A 16,953-nucleotide genomic window follows, 5' to 3' on the forward strand; every position below is an offset into this window, starting at 1 on the left:
GGGGCGCAAGGAGCTGATGGCGCGCGCCAAACAGACCGAGCAGATCCGCGACGACCAGAAGGCACGCAGCGAGAATTTCGAGATCGCCTCGGGCCTGCTGCAGATCGGCATCGTCGTCGCCTCAGCCTCGATCATCACCGGCGTCGCGATCCTGAGCTATGCGGCGGGCGGGCTGGGCCTGCTCTCGCTGGTCTTCATGGGATTGGCTCTGTTGGCCCCGCGGCTGTTGTTTTGAGGGGGGTGCGGGGGCAACATCCTGTCTCGCCAAATGTCGCCCCACCGCTCAAGGCAGGGTTGGATCGAAATGCTTGGCTAGCTTGTGGCCATAGCCGCCATAGTCGCGCTGGAGAGAATCCGAGCCGGCGGCAAACGCCGTGACCTGCTGCGCGAACCGCGTCTCGAACATGAAGGCCAGCGTGCCCTCGAGCTTGTGCGGCTTCAATTCGACATGGCTCGCCTTCTCGAAGGCATCGACGTCCGGCCCGTGTGGCAGCATGGTGTTATGCAGCGAGACGCCGCCAGGCACGAATCCGCCGCCGGTTTTCGCGTCATAGACTCCGTAGACCAGCCCCATGAACTCGCTCATCACGTTCATATGATACCAGGGCGGCCGAAAGGTGTTCTCGGCCACCAGCCAGCGATCCGAGAAGATGACGAAATCGATATTGGCGGTGCCGGGCGTCTCAGAGGGCGAGGTCAGCACCGTGAAGATCGACGGATCGGCATGGTCATAAAGGATCGGCCCGACCGGCGAGAAGCGTCTGAGATCATATTTGTACGGGGCGTAGTTGCCGTGCCAGGCGACGACGTCGAGCGGCGAATGTTCGATATCGGCCACCCAGAGACTGCCGCCCCACTTCACGTACATCTTCGACGGCGCGTCGCGATCCTCATAGGCTGCCACGGGCGTCAGGAAGTCACGCGGATTGGCGAGGCAGTTGGCGCCGATCGGCCCGCGCTCCGGCAAGGTGAAGGCGCCGCCGTAGTTCTCGCAGATATAGCCGCGGGCCGGCCCGTCCCTGAGCTCGACGCGGATCTTCACGCCGCGCGGGATCACGGCGATCTCGCCGGGCTCGATATCAATGATGCCGAACTCGGTCCACAGCCGCAGAGCCCCCTGTTGCGCCACGAACAGCATCTCGCCATCGGCATTGTAGAAGTATTCGTCCGCCATCGAGCGCGTGATCAGGTAGATATGCGCGCCCATGCCACCCTGGCTGCCGGCATCGCCGGCGGTGGTCATGCTGCGGATGCCTTCGACGAAGGAGATCGGCTCCGGCGGGATCGGGATCGGGCTCCAGCGCAGCGGGGCGATCGGCATGTCGACCTCGCGGGCCGGTGCGGTGCGCCAGAACCCGGCATCGACCTTCCGGAACTCGTTCCAGTGGGCGACCGTCGGTCGGATGCGGTAGAGCCAGGAACGCTCATTGGTGGTTCGCGGCGCTGTGAAGGGCGAGCCGGAGAGCTGCTCGGCATAAAGCCCATAGGGGCATTTCTGCGGAGAGTTGCGTCCGAGCGGCAGGGCGCCCGGCAGCGCCTCGGTCTCGAAGCCGTTGCCGAAACCGGACATGTAGCCGGCAGCGATGGCGCTCGCGGCTTTGGCAGCACCGGCCTCGGTCGGGGTCTGAACGTTCATGGTAGCGCCCTCTCCTCGCGACGGCCGCGGGCCGGCGACATGCCTCTGCGGCTTCATTCAATATGGTTGCTTCGGTAACTGTCGATTTTGTAACTAACAAGGCATGTCGAAACTCGCGCTCGAGCATTTCCTACCCTATCGGCTGAACCGCCTGAGCTCGGCGGTTTCCCAGCAATTCCGGGCGGTCTACGGGCCCCATCACGATCTGACCGTGCCGGAATGGCGGGTGCTGGCAACCCTCGCACAGTTCGGCACGATGACCGCCAAGGCCATCGGCAAGCATTCCTCGATGCACAAGACCAAGGTCAGCCGGGCCGTGCGGGCGCTGGAGGAGCGACGCTGGCTCGTGAGGCGCGAAAGCGAGCATGACCGGCGCGAGGAAAGCCTGTCGCTGACGGCGACGGGGCTGAAGGCCTATAGCGAGATCGTGCCGCGGGCCCTGGCTTTCGAAGCGCGCATCCTCGCCGCGCTCGGCCCCAACGCCGAACCCTTGCTCGAAGCACTCGCGCTGATGGAACAGCACTTCCCAATGGATTAGTGCCCCTTGCGTCCCACGCGCTGGGGACAGAGGCCGGGCCGCTGTTCCGCTTACGCTTGCCGCCGAACTGACCGAGTCGGAACGGATGGATGAGCCTATGCAGGGCAGTATTCTCGACGCACGGGCGAAAGCTCCTGGCCCCACTCCCGCCGCCGCCATGATGCTCGATGCCAGCCACGACCCGTCCCTGCGCAGCTGGGTCGCGTCGGCGCGGAACCATGCGGAGTTTCCAATCCAGAACCTCCCCCTTGGCGTGTTCGCGCCTGATGCCGGGCCGGCGCGCGGCGGCGTCGCCATCGGCGACGAGATTCTCGATCTGGCGGCGCTCGCGACGTCGGGCCTTTGTGCCGACATCAGGGAGATCGTCATGGTCGCTTCGGCGCCTAGCCTGAATGGCTTCCTCGGACTGGGCACGGGTGCGCGCAAGCGGCTGCGGGCGCGGCTTTCGGCCTTGCTGGCGGACGGTTCGCCCGCGCAAGCCGCGCTGAAACCGATGCTGCATCCGGCAGAGAAGTGTACGCTCGGCCTGCCGGCACGGATCGGAGACTATACGGATTTCTATGCCGGCATCCAGCACGCCCTGAATATCGGGTCGCTTCTGCGGCCGGACAATCCGCTGCTGCCGAACTACAAGCATATCCCGATCGGGTATAATGGCCGCGCCTCGTCGGTCCGGCCGTCGGGTGAGGCCTTCCCGCGCCCAAAAGGCCAGCGCAAGCGGCCGGACGACACTGATCCCACCTTTGGCCCCTGCCGCAATCTCGATTACGAGTTGGAACTGGGCATCTGGATCGGCCCCGGCAACGCGCCGGGGTCAGCCATACCGATCGACGAGGCCGACGACCGTATCGCCGGCTTCTGCCTGCTCAACGATTGGTCGGCGCGCGATATCCAGGCTTGGGAATATCAGCCGCTCGGCCCCTTCTTGTCGAAGGGTTTCGCCACGACGATCTCGCCCTGGATTGTCACCGCTGAGGCGATGGCGCCCTTCCGGAAGGCTCAAAAGCCACGTCCGAAAGGCGATCCGGCCGCCCTCGCCTATCTCAGCCCGAGCGATGCCACAGTGCCGCATGCGCTCGACGTCACGTTGGAGGTCTACATCGAGACCGCCGCCATGCGCGCAAAGGGCCTTGCGCCGCATCGGCTATCGCTCGGCACGACGCAGGACCTCTATTGGACGCCGGCGCAGTTCGTGGCCCATCACAGCTCGAACGGTTGCAACCTGGCACCAGGGGATCTCTTCGGTTCCGGCACGATCTCCGGCCGAGATCCCGGCTCGTTCGGCAGCCTGATGGAGATCACGCGCGGTGGCCGTGAACCGATCACGCTGCCCAATGGTGAAAGCCGGACCTATCTCGTCGATGGCGACGCCATCATCATGCGAGCCGCGGCCCGCCGTGAAGGCTTTGCCTCGATCGGCTTCGGCGAATGCCGTGCCGAAGTCCTGCCGGCCCGCGGCTGAAGCGGGTGCCGCTGTCTCCTTCTCCGGTGACAGCGAGCCCGCTATGGCTTCGGCATCGTCGTCTTGTCGCTATATTCGGGGAACGCATGCAGAAGCGTTTTACACTCGCCGCTTCGAACCAGCCATCGGGAGACGCCAACAAGGGCGCGCCCGGCCGGCGCCGGTCCGGCGATGCCTATGAAACTCTGCGCAACGCCATCCTTTCCGGAGAGACGCGGCCGAACGAACCCTTGATCGAGGCCGATATCGCGGCTGCGCTCGCTGTGAGCCGCACGCCGGTGCGCGAGGCCTTGCAGCGTCTGGCCGTCGAGCAACTCATCGTGCCGCGCCGGCGCGGCTGGGCCGTGCGCGAGATCACCGCCGTTGAGGCGAGCGAGAATTCGGAGGTCCGCGCCGCGCTGGAAGGCTATGCCGCAAGACTCGCCGCCGAGCGGGCGACAGATGAGGAGGTCGCGGCGGTCGCGGCCGTCCATGCCCGTCGCATCGCCAGCGACCCGGCCGACGACAGAGCCCGTGTCGAAACCAATCGCGAATTCCACGGCATCATCGTCGCCGCCGCCCGCAACGAGACACTGCGCGACGCGATCCTGCGCTCGGGGAGGTTCTACTTCAACGGCTCGGTGGCGCGGCTGACCTCGCCGGCCGAATTTCGCCTCAGCAACGACGATCACGAGATCATCCTGCAGGCCTTGCTGGCACGCGACGGCGACCGGGCCGAGCAGGCGATGCGCAAACACATCATGCGCACCTTCCACATCTTCCGTGAGCTCTCCTACCCGGCTCATGATGCGCCCTCGCTGGCGCCCTTGCATGGTTCGGAAGGTCAGCCGCCTCCCTGTCCCACGCCGCTGTGACAGATGCCCGCCGCCGGGCCGCTATGATCCCGTCAGGATCGAACCGCCACGAGCCGACGACCTCAACGACAAGACAATCCGACGACCAAGGGAGAGAGACGATGAGCATGAACAAGACCGCAGCCGGCGTGACGCTGGCCGCCAGCCTGCTGATCGGGGCCGCTGCCGTCGCGCAGGAACCGGGCATCACCGACAAGGCGATCAAAATCGGCATCTTCGGCCCGCTGTCGGGCCCGAACATGGCCTACGGCTTCGACGTCGTGAATGCGGCCAAGATGTACTACGACAAGATCAACAAGGAAGGCGGCATCCACGGCCGCAAGATCGAGTATGTCGTCGAGGACGATCGCTGCAACGCCAACGACCTCGTCGCGGCTGTCAAGAAGCTCGTCGAGCAGGAAAACGTGTTCATGCTCAATGGCGGCTCGTGCTCGGCCGCCGTCGTCGCCGCCAAGGACTATGTCGTCCGTAACAAGGTGCCGTATCTGATGCTGAACGCGTCGGGCGACGGCGCGCTGTTCCCGCCGACCGACTACATCTTCGGTGCCTATTCGATCTCTCAATATGCCGTCGGCGGCGCGATGGTCGAGTTCGCGGCCAAGCAGTTCGGCGCCAAGAACGTCGCTTACATCAACCATGACGACGCCTATGGCGCCTGGAACCTCGAAGGCTCGAAGAAGGACGCCGAGGTCAACGGCGTGAAGCTTTCGGTCGAGTCGATCAATCCCGGCATCAACGACGTGACCGCGCCGTTTCTGAAGATCCGCGCCGCCAATCCCGACGCGATCCTGCTGGTCACCTATGCCCGTCCAGCGGCGCTGTTGATCAAGAAGGCGGCGGAGATGGGCTTCAACAAGCCGATCATCCTGTCGGTCACCGGCACGGCCAGCCTCAATCAACTCGCCGAGAATGTCGGCAAAGATGCGCTCAAGAACTTCTACACCCAGGAGGTCATGGTCGACTCGCCCGGCGGCGCGAAGCTGAAGCCGATCTACGACATGTACAAGGCGGCTTATCCGGATCTGGCGGCCAAGCCCGACCATCCGCAAACCTACATGCCCTATGGCATCCCCTCCGCGATGTCGCTGGTCAAGGCGCTGCAGGACGCCGGCCCGAACCCGACCCGCGAGAAGGTGCTCGCCGCGCTGAAGACGCAGGATTTCGACTCGGGGGTCATGGCCGGCCGCATGCAGTTCGGCCCGGAGCAGCGTGCCGCCAACCGCTCGACGATCTTCATCAAATATGACGGCACGACGATGAGCCCGCTACCGGGCGTCTTCACCAGCCGCTGGACCTACCAGGCGAAGTGACCGCCACGGGCGGGCCTGTCGGCCTTCCCTCATGAGACCGCGCGGCGGCCTTCGCGCCGCCGCCCTTTCCTGACCCGAGCACCGGATGTGGATCTGGCACTGATGGACCTGCAAGTCGCGCTAATCTTCCTGCAGCAAGGCATCGCCTCTGGCCTCGTCTCGGGCAGCGTCTATGCCCTGCTGGCGCTCGCCATCGTGGTGATCTTCAAGACATCGGACGTGCCGAACTTCGCCCAGGGCGAGGTCTTCATGGCGGCGGGCTATGTCGCGCTCTATCTCTTCGTCTTCCAGAAGATGCCGATCTGGGTCGTGCTGCCGGCGACGCTGGTCGTCGCCTTCCTCGCGATGGCGCTGTTTCGCCGCTTCGTCCTCGATCAGGTCGCCAAATCGGCCAAGGACCTCGTCTATCTGGTCATCGCGACGCTCGGCCTATCCTATGTCCTGAAGGGCCTCGTGCGCCGCACCGGCTTCGGCGACACGCCGCGCTCCTTCCCCGCCCTGGTCTCGACCGAATCCGTCATGATCGGCCAAGCCTCGGTCACGATGCTCGACCTCACCATCTTCGGCACCGCCGTGACCGTGATGGCCGCCTTCTTCTGGATGTTCAACTACACCAAGACCGGCCGTGTCATGCGCGCGGTCGGCATGAACCCGAAGGCCGCCCAGCTTGTCGGTGTCGACCTGCGCCGCTGCCATATGCTGATCTGGGGCCTGTCCGGCGGAATCTCCGCCATCGCAGCGCTGCTGATCTCGCCGAAGATTTTGATGACGGCCGATATGGGATCGATCGTCATGCTCGCCTTCGCGGCGGCGATCGTCGGCGGCTTCTCCAGCCTGCCCGGCGCGGTGGTCGGTGGCTTCGTCATCGGCATCGTCGAAAACATGGTCGGCCTGTTCATCTCGTCGCGCGCCATCGTGCTCGCCCCCTTCCTCGCCATCCTGATCGTGCTCGTCCTGCGTCCGCAGGGCCTGTTCGGTGGGAAGCTGACGATCAAGAAGGTCTGAGCGCCGTGTCTTCCACCCCTCTCGCATCCCCGGCGCCAGCCAGGCGCGCGCGCTCCGGGCCTGTTCTGGTTGGGCTCGTCGCGGCCGCGATCGTCGCCGTTGCGCTACCCGTCTTGACCTCGGGCTATGTCGTCTACATCGCCAATCTGCTGCTGGTCTTCGTGGTGCTCTGCCTCGGCCTGCACATCGTCATCGGCGAGACCGGCCAGTTCTCGATGGCCCATGCCGCCTTCTACGGCATCGGCATCTATGCGAGCGCGCTCGCCAATCGCGCCGTCGATCTGCCCTACCCCGTGGCCATGCTGTTCGGCGCGCTCGTTGCAGGCGCCGTCGGCCTCTTCATCGGCGCGCTCGCCCTCAGGATGCGGGACATCTATCTGGCGCTCGCCACCTTCGCCTTCGGCGAGGCGATGCAATGGGTCTTCGCCAATTGGGACAGCGTCACCAACGGCCCGAACGGCCTGCGCATCAGCCCGGCCCGCTTCGGCCCGATCGAGATCCTCAGCGACAAGCAGGCCTACCCCTTCGTGCTGTTCTTCTGCCTCCTGATGATCGGGCTCACCGTCGCGATCTCGCGCTCGCGACTCGGACGATCCTTCCGGGCCGTGCGGGAATCGGAAGTCGCGGCGATGGCGATGGGCATCGACGTGCGTCGGGCCCGCATCATCTCCTTCGGGCTTTCGGCCGCGGTCGCGGGTTTTGCCGGCGGCATGTTCGGCCTGTTCCAGACCTTCATCCACCCGGACAGCCTGGGATTCCAGACCACGATCCTCGTGCTCACCATGGTCGTGGTCGGTGGACTCGGCTCGATCGCGGGCGCGATCGGCGGAGCGATCGTCTTCGGCTTGATTTCGGAGATGCTGCGCCAGGCGCCGCAGTATCAGGAGATCATCTACGGGGCGATCCTGATCCTTTTCATGATGTATGCGCCGCGCGGCCTCTTCGTCTTCATCGGCGACCGGATCCGGGAGGCGCGCCATGGCCGCTGAGACCTCCGCCCCCTTCCTGAATGTGGAGGGGCTGACCATCCGCTTCGGCGGGCTCACCGCGGTCGGCGGTCTCGACATGGCGGTCGCCAAGGGCTCGATCCATGCGCTGATCGGCCCGAACGGCGCCGGCAAGTCGACCACCTTCAACTGCATCTCGCGCTTCTATACGCCGAGCGCCGGGCGCATCACCTATGACGGGCGTGACATCACACGCATGCCGGCCCGCGAGATGGCTGGCCTCGGCATCGCCCGCAGCTTCCAGAACCTCGAACTCTTCGGTGAACTCACCGTTTTCGAGAACGTGCTGATCGGCGCCCATGTCCACGCAGGCCGCTCCTGGCGCGACGCGATCAGCGCCCGACCGCGCGGCATCGCCGAGCATGTCGACGAGTTGCTGGAACGTACGGGACTGACCTCCTACGCTCGGACCAATGCGCGCAATCTCGATTTCGGCCACCAGAAGATGGTCGAGATCGCCCGAGCGCTCGCGATCCGCCCGAAGCTCCTGCTGCTCGACGAGCCGGCCGCCGGGCTCCGCAATCGCGAGATCGCCGCCCTCGACCGGTTGCTCTGTGAATTGCGCGAGCGCGACGGCATCACGATCCTGCTGGTCGAGCATGTCATGCAGCTCGTCATGTCGATCTCGGACAAGATCACGGTGCTGAGCTTCGGCACCAAGATCGCCGAGGGCACGGCCGCCGAGGTACGTGCCCATCCCGCTGTGATCGAGGCCTATCTCGGCCACGAGGCGGCGACCACCGGGGAGGCGAACCATGGGTGATCTCCTCGAAATCGACGGCATGTCCGCCGCCTATGGCCGAATCCAGGCGCTGTCCGAGGTCTCGCTCAAGGTGCCCGAGGGTGCGATCGTCGCCCTGCTCGGCTCGAATGGTGCCGGCAAGAGCACGACGCTGAGCACCGTATCGCGCCTCGTGCCGGTGACGAAGGGGCGGATCCGCTTCGCCGGCGAGGAGATCCAGTCATGGGCCTCGCACAAGGTCGTCTCGGCCGGCGTGCTGCAGGTGCCGGAGGGCCGAGAGGTCTTCCGCGACATGAGCGTGCGCGAGAATCTCGACATGGGCGCCTATCGCCGCAACGACTCCGCCGGCATCAGGCGCGATCTCGACAAGGTCTTCGAATATTTCCCGAAGCTGCAGGAGCGCCTCCAGCAGAAGGCCGGCACGCTCTCCGGCGGCGAGCAGCAGATGCTTCTGATCGGCCGGGCCCTGATGGCCGGTCCGCGCCTGCTGCTTCTCGACGAGCCCTCACTCGGCCTCTCGCCGGTGCTGGTGCAGCAGATCTTCGCGATCATCGAGCGTCTCAACAAGGACGGCCTCACTATCCTGCTGGTCGAGCAGAACGCAGCGATCGCATTGGGCTGCTCGACCTATGCCTACATCCTCGAGAACGGTGAAATGGCTCTCGAAGGTGCATCCGCAAAACTGCGGGAGGACGACAGCGTCCGCCGCACCTATCTCGGCGGCTGAGCCCGGGGTTACGCAGACAGGGACCGGCACATGGCTGAACCGCAGGACAATCCTATCGCCCTCGTCACGGGCGGCGCCCGTGGGATCGGCCGGGCCATCGTCGAGCGCCTCTGCGCCGACGGCTTTGCGGTCGGCATCCTCGATCGCGAGGCCGGGGCCGCGACGGCGCTGGTGAAGGAGCTCGAGACGCAGGGCCATAGCGTCTTCTTCGAGCCGATCGATCTCGCCGATCATGCCGGGCTCTCGGCGCTGGCGGAACGGCTGCCGGTGGCGCAGGCGCTGATCAACAATGCCGGCATCTTCGAGAACAAGCCGTTCTTCGATCTCGGGGCCGGCGATTTCGGCCGGATGATGGATGTGAACGTCACCGCTCTGTTCCTGCTCTCGCAGGCGGTGGCACGGCGGATGGGCAAGGGCGGGCGCATCGTCAACATCGCTTCGCGCACATTTTTGGGCGCTCGCAACCATGCCCATTACGTCGCCTCAAAAGCCGCCGTTGTCGGCCTGACGCGAGCGATGGCGATGGAACTTCTGCCACTCGGCATCGCCGTCAATGCGGTGGCGCCGGGTGGAGTCGCGACCGAGATGGTGGCTCAGCAGTCGGAAGAGGCGCGCGTGGCCTTGCTCGCCCAGCAGCCGACAGGCGCGCTCGCCGCGCCTGAGGACATCGCCCACGCCGTTGCCTTTCTCGCCTCGCCGGGCACCAACTTCATTTACGGCCAGATCCTGCTCGTCGACGGCGGCAAATCGCTCGGCGGCGGCATGGGCGGCTGAGGGCATGGCGATGAGCGAAGGCTTTGACGAAATCCGCGATGTCGTCGTGATCGGCTCGGGGGCCGGCGGCATGTCGGCGGCGATCACGGCCGCCAAAGCCGGGCTCGATGTGCTGCTGATCGAAAAGAGCGAATATGTCGGCGGCAGCACCGCCGTCTCGGGCGGCGCGATGTGGGTGCCCGAAAATCCGCACGCCGCCAAGGCCGGTCATGCCGACACCCGCGAAGCGGCGATGACCTATCTCGAAGCCGTGCTCGGCAATCGCCTGCGGCCGGACATGATGCGCGCCTTCCTCGACAACGGGCCGGAGATGGTCCGCTTCTTCGAGCGCGAGACGGCGCTGAAATTCGAGGCGCGCGCCTACTCGCCGGATTACCAGCCCGAGCAGCCCGGCGCCTCCAGGGGGGGTCGGACGATCGATCCCGCGCCCTATGATGGCAACGAACTCGGCGCCGATTTCGCCCTGCTTCGCCCGCCGCTGAAGGAATTCACGGTGCTCGGCGGCATGATGGTCAACCGCAAGGATATCGATGCGCTGGTCGGTCGTTTCCGCAGTCTGGCGAATTTCAGGCGCAGCGCGAAACTCCTGATCCAGTACGGGCTCGACCGACTTCGCCATCCGCGCGGCGCGCGGCTGCTGATGGGCAATGCGCTGGCGGGTCGCCTGCTGAAATCGGCGCGGCAGGCCGGCGTGGACATCCGCACGCAGGCATCAGCGGGCGAGCTGGTCCTCGAGGACCGCTCCGTCGTCGGCGTCACCGTCGATGCGGCGCAGGGCAAGCGCCGCATCGGTGCACGGCGCGGCATCGTGCTGGCGAGCGGCGGCTTCCCGGCCAATGCCGCGATGCGCGGGGAGCACATGCCGCATGCCGAGGTGCATCGCTCGATGGCGCCGAAGACCGATACCGGCGACGGCATCAATCTGGGCCTCTCGGCCGGCGGGGCCTTGTGCGACGACAATTTGGGGGCGGCCTTCTGGACGCCGGTCTCCGTGCTGAAGAAGCCGGATGGCAGCGAAGTGCAGTTTCCCCACCTCATCCTCGACCGGGCCAAGCCCGGCCTTATCGCCGTAGACGGGCAGGGCCGGCGTTTCGTCAATGAGGCGACCTCCTATCACGGCTTCGTCGAGGCGATGCATGCGAACGGAGCCGTGCCCGCCTTCCTCGTCTGTGACAGCGACTTCCTGCGCAGATACGGGCTCGGCCTCGTTCACCCTGGGCTCAAGACGCCGAAGGCTTTCGTTGAAGCCGGCTATCTTTTCGAGGGCGAGAGCGTCGCAGCGCTCGCGGGGCGCATCGGCGTTCCCGTTGCGGCGTTGAGAGAAGCGATCGCCGGCATGAACGCCGCTGCGAGAACCGGCACGGATACCGCCTTCGGCAAGGGCTCGAGCGAGTACAACCGCTATCTCGGCGATCCCAATCACAAGCCCAATGCCTGTCTCGGGCCGATCGAGACCGCGCCTTTCTACGCCGTGAAGGTCTGGCCCGGCGATATCGGCACCGCGACCGGCCTGACCTGCGATCCGCAGGCCCGTGTGCTCGGCCGAGACGAGCAGCCTGTCGCCGGACTCTACGCCTGCGGCAATGACATGAATTCGATCATGGCCGGTGCCTATCCGGGCGCCGGTATCACGCTCGGCCCCGCGCTCACCTTCGGCTTCATCGCCGGGCGGGCGCTCGCGGCCGAGCCCGACCGCCTGCCGCGCCGAGAAGAGGCATTCCGATGAAACTCTACCAATCCGCCACTTCGCCTTTCGTGCTCAAGGTCCGGATCGTCGCCGCCGAGCTCGGCCTGCTCGACCGGATCGAAATGCTCGACGTATCGCAGGAATATAAGTCCGGTGGGCCGCTCGCGCGCGAGCAGAACATCATAAAGAGCAATCCGCTCGGCCAGGTTCCGACCCTGTTGCTCGAAGACGGCTCGACGATCGCCGACAGCCGCGTCATCTGTGAATATCTCGATGAGCAGGGCGGCGGCTCGCTGTTCCCGGCCGAGTCCAAGGCGCGATGGAACGCCCTGACCGAACAGAGCTATGGCGACGGCCTGCTGGATGCCGCACTCGCCGCCCGCTACGAGGTCCTGCTGCGCAGCGAGGAGCAGCGTTGGCAGCGCTGGATCGATGGGCAACTCGCCAAGGTCCATGCCACGCTCGACCTGATCGAGAGCAAGGCCGCCGGCTTCGGCGGGCGCGTCGATATCGGCACGATCACCTTCTATTGCGCGATGTCCTATCTCGACCTGCGCTTCGCCGAGCTGAACTGGCGCGATGGCAGGCCGCAGGCGGCGCGATGGTTCGCCGAGATCGCCCAGCGTCCCGCCTTTGGCGGCCAGAAGCTAGGCTGAGTCCGAAACGGCAGGAGGCGGCGATGCGCGCCAATCTCGAACTCTCCGGCCGGACCGTTCTGATCACCGGCGGCGCCTCCGGCATCGGGCGGGAATGTGCGCTGGCGCTGGCCCGAGAAGGCGCCGCCATCGCCATCGCCGATTCCAACGAGCGAGGTGCGACCGAGACAGTCTGCGAGATCGCGGCGCTTGGAGCCCGCGCCGTCGTGGCGAGCTTCGATGTCCGCAGTCCGACCGACACCGAGGCGGCCATCGAGGCGGTCGAGCGCGACCTCGGTCCGCTCGATGGGCTGATCACGGCCGCCGGCATATCCCGCCCTGCGCCAGCGACCGACCTCGCTGCCGAGAGCTGGGAAGCCGTGATCGGCGTCAATCTCTCCGGAACCTTCTATTCCTGTCAGGCGGCGGGCCGGCGCATGGTCGCACGCGGGCGCGGCGCCATCGTCACGATCGGCTCGGTCTCTTCGCTCGGCGGCCAATCCGGCCGCGCGCATTACTGTGCCTCCAAAGCCGGTGTCGTCGGATTGACGCGCGATCTCGCGATCGAATGGGGTTCACGTGGCGTGCGGGTGAACTGCATCGGCCCGAGCGCGACCGATACACCGATGATCCGCCGCGGCATCCCCGAAAACTTCGTCTCGCGGGTTATGGAGGACCGTACGCCGCTCGCGCGGCTGGCTCAGCCTTCGGAGGTGGCCTCGGTCTGCTTGTTCCTGCTTTCGGACCTCGCGAGCTTCGTGAACGGCGCGCTCATCATGGTCGATGGCGGCGTCTCGGCCGGCTTCTTCACACGCGGCCATGGCCGCGACTTCTCCTCCCAGACCCTGCTCGCGCAGGGCGTCTACAGCGAATGACCCGGAGACCGACATGAGCAAACTCGCCCTCGTCACCGGCGCCGGCCGCGGTATCGGGGCGGCCATCGCCCGGAAGCTCGCTGTGGACGGCTGGCGCGTCGCCGTCTGCGACCAGATGAAGGAGCCGGCAGCGGCGGTCGCGACCGCGCTACCGGGCTCCGGCCATAGCGGCTGGGCCGTCGACGTGTCCGACGAGGCCTCGGTCGAGTTGCTGTTCGAGGCGGTCGAGGCGGCGCATGGGCCGGTGACCGGGCTGGTCTGCAATGCCGGCGTCCTGCTGATGGGCGCCGATGGCGAACGGCCGACCATCTTCGACATGACGCTCGACGACTGGGAGAAGACCCATGCCGTCAATACCCGCGGCGTCTTCCTGAGCATCCGGGCCTATGCGCGCCGGCGCAGGGCGTTGCCGGTCGAGAGCGGGCGCATCACCACGACGAGTTCCGTTGCGGCCGAACTCGGCGGCTATCGCGGCTCGGCGAGCTACATCTCGTCGAAATCCGCGATCCTCGGCTTCACCAAGGCGATGGCGCGCGAGCTATCGTCGCTCGGGATCACCGTCAATTGCGTCGCGCCCGGCGTGATCGACGCGCCGATGCTTGCCGCTGCGACGCCACGTTCGGCCGCGCCGGGCTCGATGGATGCGCTAGCGCAAGCCGTGCCGCTCGGCCGGCTCGGGACGCCCCAGGATATCGCCGGGGCCGTATCCTTCCTGCTCTCGGAACAGGCGTCCTACGTCACGGGCGCGACGATCGACGTCAATGGCGGATACCGCATGGCCTGATTGGGAGCCCAACATGATCCTGCACGGTTATTTCCGCTCCTCGGCCGCCTGGCGCACGCGAATCGCCTTCAACCTCAAGGGCGTGGCACCGCAAAGCGTCCACAATCTGCGCGGCGGCGCCCAGAACGAGCCAGCCTATGCGGCTATCAACCCGCAGAAGCTGATCCCCGCGCTGGAGTTGGACGATGGCACCGTCCTCACGCAATCGCTGGCGATCATCGGCTGGCTCGATCGAGAGGTGCCCCGGCCGCCGCTCTTCCCAGCCGACAACGTCCTGCGCGCCCGTGTCGAGGCCTTCGCGCTGGTCATCGCTTGCGAAACCCATCCCTTCCAGAACCCGAAAATCCAGAAGCGCCTACAGGGCAAGGGTTTCTCGGAAGCGGACATCAAGGAGTGGCTCGCGACCGCGATGAGCGAGGGCCTGAGCGCCTGCGAAAGGCTCATCCAGGACCAGCCCGGCCCGTTCTGCTTCGGCGCAGCGCCGACGCTGGCCGATATCTGCCTCGTGCCGCAGATCGGCAGCGCGCGGCGCTATGGGATCGAACTCACGCCTTATCCGAAGCTCGTCGCCATCGACGCGCATTGCGCCGCACTGCCCGCCTTCATCGCGGCAAGGCCCGACCAGCAGCCCGACGCCGACTGAGCCGGTTCACATCAGGATGCGCATCAGCTCGTTCTGAGAGGAAATGCCGAGCCTCGCATAGGCGCGCTTGCGATAAGTCAGCACGGTGTTGATACCGACGCCGAGTTCAAGCGCGATGCCTTCCGAAGTCAGGCCGGCGGCGACGAGCGCGCAGACATCTCGCTCGCGCTTCGACAGGCCGGGCGCGGCCTTCTCCAGCCGGGCATGAAAATCCTGCGCGGCCCCGCGGCCTCCCGTCGGCTTCGTAACCTCGTAATGCCGCCAGAGTGCCGCCATCAGGAGCGGCGCGCTCTCCATCAGATTATCGATCTCCGCCTCGCTGAAGCTCTCCTTGCGGCGACGGTAGATGCTGAGACGGAGCGTACCGGTCGCGCGGCGCTGCAAAAGCGAGAAGCGCTCGGACAACCCGACCGAGAGATAGCATTCGCTGCGATAGGCGGAGCTTTCGATGTCGCCCGCCTTCATCCGTACGCCCCAGCAATCGGCCTCGTCGCCGTCATCGAGGGCGATCGCGTTGGCCGGATCGGCGCCCCAGTGCCGCGACACGTAGCGGCGGGCGATGTCGAGCGCCGGCTGACCAGAATTGTAGTGGTTCTCGGCCAGCAGCGTGTGCACATCGCCATTGGGCGCAGCGACGAAGGCGGTGACGATTTCGGTGCCGGTGAAACGGCGGGCAATATCGAACAAGCCGCTGGAAAAATCGGAGCGACCGACGCTTTCGATCACGCGCGGCATGGTTGCCAAGATACCGCGCGCCGCCAAGGCCTGCTGGATGGCCACAAGCTGCATTCGAACCTCCCGCCGGCCTCTCTTTCAGTCCGGCTTGCAGCCGGCGGTGAAGGCCTTTTCAGGCTTACAGCGATACCAGTATCCAACTTCGCATGCAAACTTTCGGACGGCCCCTCCCGGCGTACCTAGTGCCAGGCAAACGCCACCGGCGACCTCCCCCGACACCCGCGCGCGCAACTCCTCCACGCCGAACAGACCCTATCGTCAGGTCCGAAAAACTCCGCGCCGCGTCGTCTATCGTCCGCCGCGTCCCAGGTGTGAAACAGCCAGCGCTGCAGCTGCGAGCAGCGCGGCCATGGCGAAGGTCGCTTGCAGTCCGGCCTCGCCGCCGGTGCCAGGACGCCGGATGGCAGGTCGAATGGCGCCGGCGATCAGGCACGGCGCGTCCGAACGGAGCGCGTCACTCCGCCGGGGCCGTGCCCACCACCTGCCCGCGCGGATCCTCGCTCAGCCAGCGATAGACGAGCCCGCCGAGCGCGCCGCCGATGAGCGGCGCGACCCAGAACAGCCAGAGCTGCGCCATCGCCCAGCCGCCGACGAACAGGGCCGGCCCCGTGCTGCGCGCCGGATTCACCGAGGTGTTGGTGACGGGAATGCTGACCAGATGGATCAGGCACAGGCCGAGACCGATCGCCAGCGGCGCGAAGCCGGCCGGCGCCTTGCCATGGGTGGCTCCCATGATGATGAACAGGAACATCATGGTCATGACGACTTCGGTGAGAAACGCCGAAACCAGGCTGTAGCGCCCCGGAGAATGCTCGCCAAAGCCGTTGGCGGCGAAGCCCTTGGCCAGATCGAAGCCCGGCGCCCCGCTCGCGATCAGATACAGCAGCAAGGCGGCGACGACCCCGCCGACCAGCTGCGCCACCACATAGGGAAGGATCTGGCTCGTCGGAAAACGCCCGCCCGCAGCGAGGCCGACCGTGACCGCCGGGTTGAGGTGACAGCCCGAGATATGGCCGATCGCATAGGCCATCGTCACGACGGTGAGACCGAAGGCGAGCGACACGCCGAGGAGGCCGATTCCAACCTGGGGAAAGCCCGCTGCGATCACGGCGCTGCCGCAACCGGCGAATGTCAGCCAGAACGTGCCGATGGCTTCGGCGGCGAGCTTCTTGCTGTCCATTGCCGGTTCCCCCCAGAACGCCGCCTCATCCTGCCGCCCGCTGCGGATGCGGTCAATCGGGCACGAAGAGCTAACTCGTTCAGCGCCTGCCGCCGCGTGGTGCGTTGGGAAGCGCGCGGTTCGATATGGGCGGCCCGGCTGGTCAGGCTCGACGGCTGGATACAGAGCCGGCTGGTTAGGCTCGGGCGTGTGGATAAAGATCCGGATAGTGAGGCTCGACCGCTGGATACAGATCCAGCTGGTCAGGCCCGACCGGCTGGATCAAGATCCGGCTGGTCAGTCTCGACCGTGTGGATACAGAGGGGAGACATGGGTCTCCGGCCCACGCGCCATCGGCCCGCCACACAAGCGGCGCGTCC

18 protein-coding genes are annotated in these 16,953 nt (G+C 66.2%); 15 read left to right on the top strand and 3 right to left on the bottom strand.

What is annotated here, in order from left to right; genetic code table 11:
- A partial coding sequence (locus tag ASG72_RS02805; RefSeq protein WP_156395811.1) for a DUF4337 family protein occupies positions 1-235 on the top strand: 235 nt, incomplete at its 5' end.
- 48 nt (positions 236-283) lie between these two features.
- On the opposite strand, the gene hmgA is transcribed toward ASG72_RS02805, so the two are convergent.
- A complete protein-coding gene (gene hmgA, locus ASG72_RS02810; RefSeq protein WP_056708658.1) occupies positions 284-1,636 on the bottom strand; it encodes a homogentisate 1,2-dioxygenase in 1,353 nt (450 codons plus the stop codon).
- A gap of 103 nt (positions 1,637-1,739) precedes the next feature.
- Here hmgA and ASG72_RS02815 point away from each other — a divergent pair, with 103 nt between their 5' ends.
- The 14 genes from ASG72_RS02815 (at position 1,740) to maiA (ending at position 14,679) form a co-directional block, all read left to right on the top strand.
- The gene (locus ASG72_RS02815) at positions 1,740-2,174 is read left to right on the top strand and encodes a MarR family winged helix-turn-helix transcriptional regulator (protein ID WP_056708661.1); all 435 of its coding nucleotides are present in this window, start codon (positions 1,740-1,742) and stop codon (positions 2,172-2,174) included.
- Positions 2,175-2,334: 160 nt separating this feature from the next.
- Positions 2,335-3,636 carry a fumarylacetoacetase gene (gene fahA / locus ASG72_RS02820; RefSeq protein ID WP_056708663.1) on the top strand — a complete coding sequence of 434 codons (1,302 nt, stop codon included), beginning with the start codon at positions 2,335-2,337 and terminating at the stop codon, positions 3,634-3,636.
- An 86-nt stretch (positions 3,637-3,722) separates the two neighbouring features.
- Positions 3,723-4,490: a GntR family transcriptional regulator gene (locus ASG72_RS02825; RefSeq protein WP_056708666.1), complete on the top strand. Its 768-nt coding sequence runs from the start codon at positions 3,723-3,725 to the stop codon at positions 4,488-4,490.
- Between the two features lie 101 nt (positions 4,491-4,591).
- Positions 4,592-5,800, top strand: a complete 1,209-nt coding sequence (locus tag ASG72_RS02830; protein WP_056708670.1) for an ABC transporter substrate-binding protein — start codon at positions 4,592-4,594, stop codon at positions 5,798-5,800.
- A gap of 102 nt (positions 5,801-5,902) precedes the next feature.
- A complete protein-coding gene (locus ASG72_RS02835) occupies positions 5,903-6,805 on the top strand; it encodes a branched-chain amino acid ABC transporter permease (protein ID WP_056708673.1) in 903 nt (300 codons plus the stop codon).
- 113 nt (positions 6,806-6,918) lie between these two features.
- Positions 6,919-7,794, top strand: a complete 876-nt coding sequence (locus ASG72_RS02840; RefSeq protein ID WP_056708676.1) for a branched-chain amino acid ABC transporter permease — start codon at positions 6,919-6,921, stop codon at positions 7,792-7,794.
- Positions 7,784-8,575, top strand: a complete 792-nt coding sequence (locus ASG72_RS02845) for an ABC transporter ATP-binding protein (RefSeq protein ID WP_056708678.1) — start codon at positions 7,784-7,786, stop codon at positions 8,573-8,575. The genes ASG72_RS02840 and ASG72_RS02845 overlap by 11 nt, the downstream gene beginning before the upstream one ends.
- Positions 8,568-9,281 carry an ABC transporter ATP-binding protein gene (locus ASG72_RS02850; RefSeq protein WP_056708681.1) on the top strand — a complete coding sequence of 238 codons (714 nt, stop codon included), beginning with the start codon at positions 8,568-8,570 and terminating at the stop codon, positions 9,279-9,281. Before ASG72_RS02845 ends, ASG72_RS02850 begins: the two co-directional genes overlap by 8 nt.
- A 30-nt stretch (positions 9,282-9,311) precedes the next feature.
- Positions 9,312-10,055 carry an SDR family oxidoreductase gene (locus ASG72_RS02855; RefSeq protein ID WP_056708685.1) on the top strand — a complete coding sequence of 248 codons (744 nt, stop codon included), beginning with the start codon at positions 9,312-9,314 and terminating at the stop codon, positions 10,053-10,055.
- 10 nt (positions 10,056-10,065) lie between these two features.
- Complete coding sequence (locus ASG72_RS02860) at positions 10,066-11,781, top strand: FAD-dependent oxidoreductase (protein ID WP_056709903.1); 1,716 nt, start codon at positions 10,066-10,068, stop codon at positions 11,779-11,781.
- Positions 11,778-12,398 (top strand): glutathione S-transferase, encoded by a 621-nt coding sequence (locus tag ASG72_RS02865; RefSeq protein ID WP_056708689.1) that lies wholly within the window; start codon positions 11,778-11,780, stop codon positions 12,396-12,398. The genes ASG72_RS02860 and ASG72_RS02865 overlap by 4 nt, the downstream gene beginning before the upstream one ends.
- A 23-nt stretch (positions 12,399-12,421) precedes the next feature.
- Complete coding sequence (locus ASG72_RS02870; protein WP_056708693.1) at positions 12,422-13,252, top strand: SDR family NAD(P)-dependent oxidoreductase; 831 nt, start codon at positions 12,422-12,424, stop codon at positions 13,250-13,252.
- Positions 13,253-13,265: 13 nt separating this feature from the next.
- Positions 13,266-14,036 carry an SDR family NAD(P)-dependent oxidoreductase gene (locus tag ASG72_RS02875; RefSeq protein WP_056708697.1) on the top strand — a complete coding sequence of 257 codons (771 nt, stop codon included), beginning with the start codon at positions 13,266-13,268 and terminating at the stop codon, positions 14,034-14,036.
- Positions 14,037-14,049: 13 nt separating this feature from the next.
- The gene (maiA, locus tag ASG72_RS02880; RefSeq protein ID WP_056709904.1) at positions 14,050-14,679 is read left to right on the top strand and encodes a maleylacetoacetate isomerase; all 630 of its coding nucleotides are present in this window, start codon (positions 14,050-14,052) and stop codon (positions 14,677-14,679) included.
- 6 nt (positions 14,680-14,685) lie between these two features.
- Here the strand turns inward: maiA and ASG72_RS02885 are convergent, their stop codons facing one another.
- Complete coding sequence (locus ASG72_RS02885; protein WP_056708700.1) at positions 14,686-15,468, bottom strand: LuxR family transcriptional regulator; 783 nt, start codon at positions 15,466-15,468, stop codon at positions 14,686-14,688.
- A 400-nt stretch (positions 15,469-15,868) separates the two neighbouring features.
- Positions 15,869-16,594, bottom strand: coding sequence for an aquaporin Z (gene aqpZ, locus ASG72_RS02890; RefSeq protein WP_056708702.1), 726 nt, complete (start codon positions 16,592-16,594; stop codon positions 15,869-15,871).
- Positions 16,595-16,953 lie beyond the last annotated feature (359 nt).

The organism is Allobosea sp. Leaf344, from assembly GCF_001426225.1.
Classification (GTDB): Bacteria; Pseudomonadota; Alphaproteobacteria; order Rhizobiales; family Beijerinckiaceae; genus Allobosea.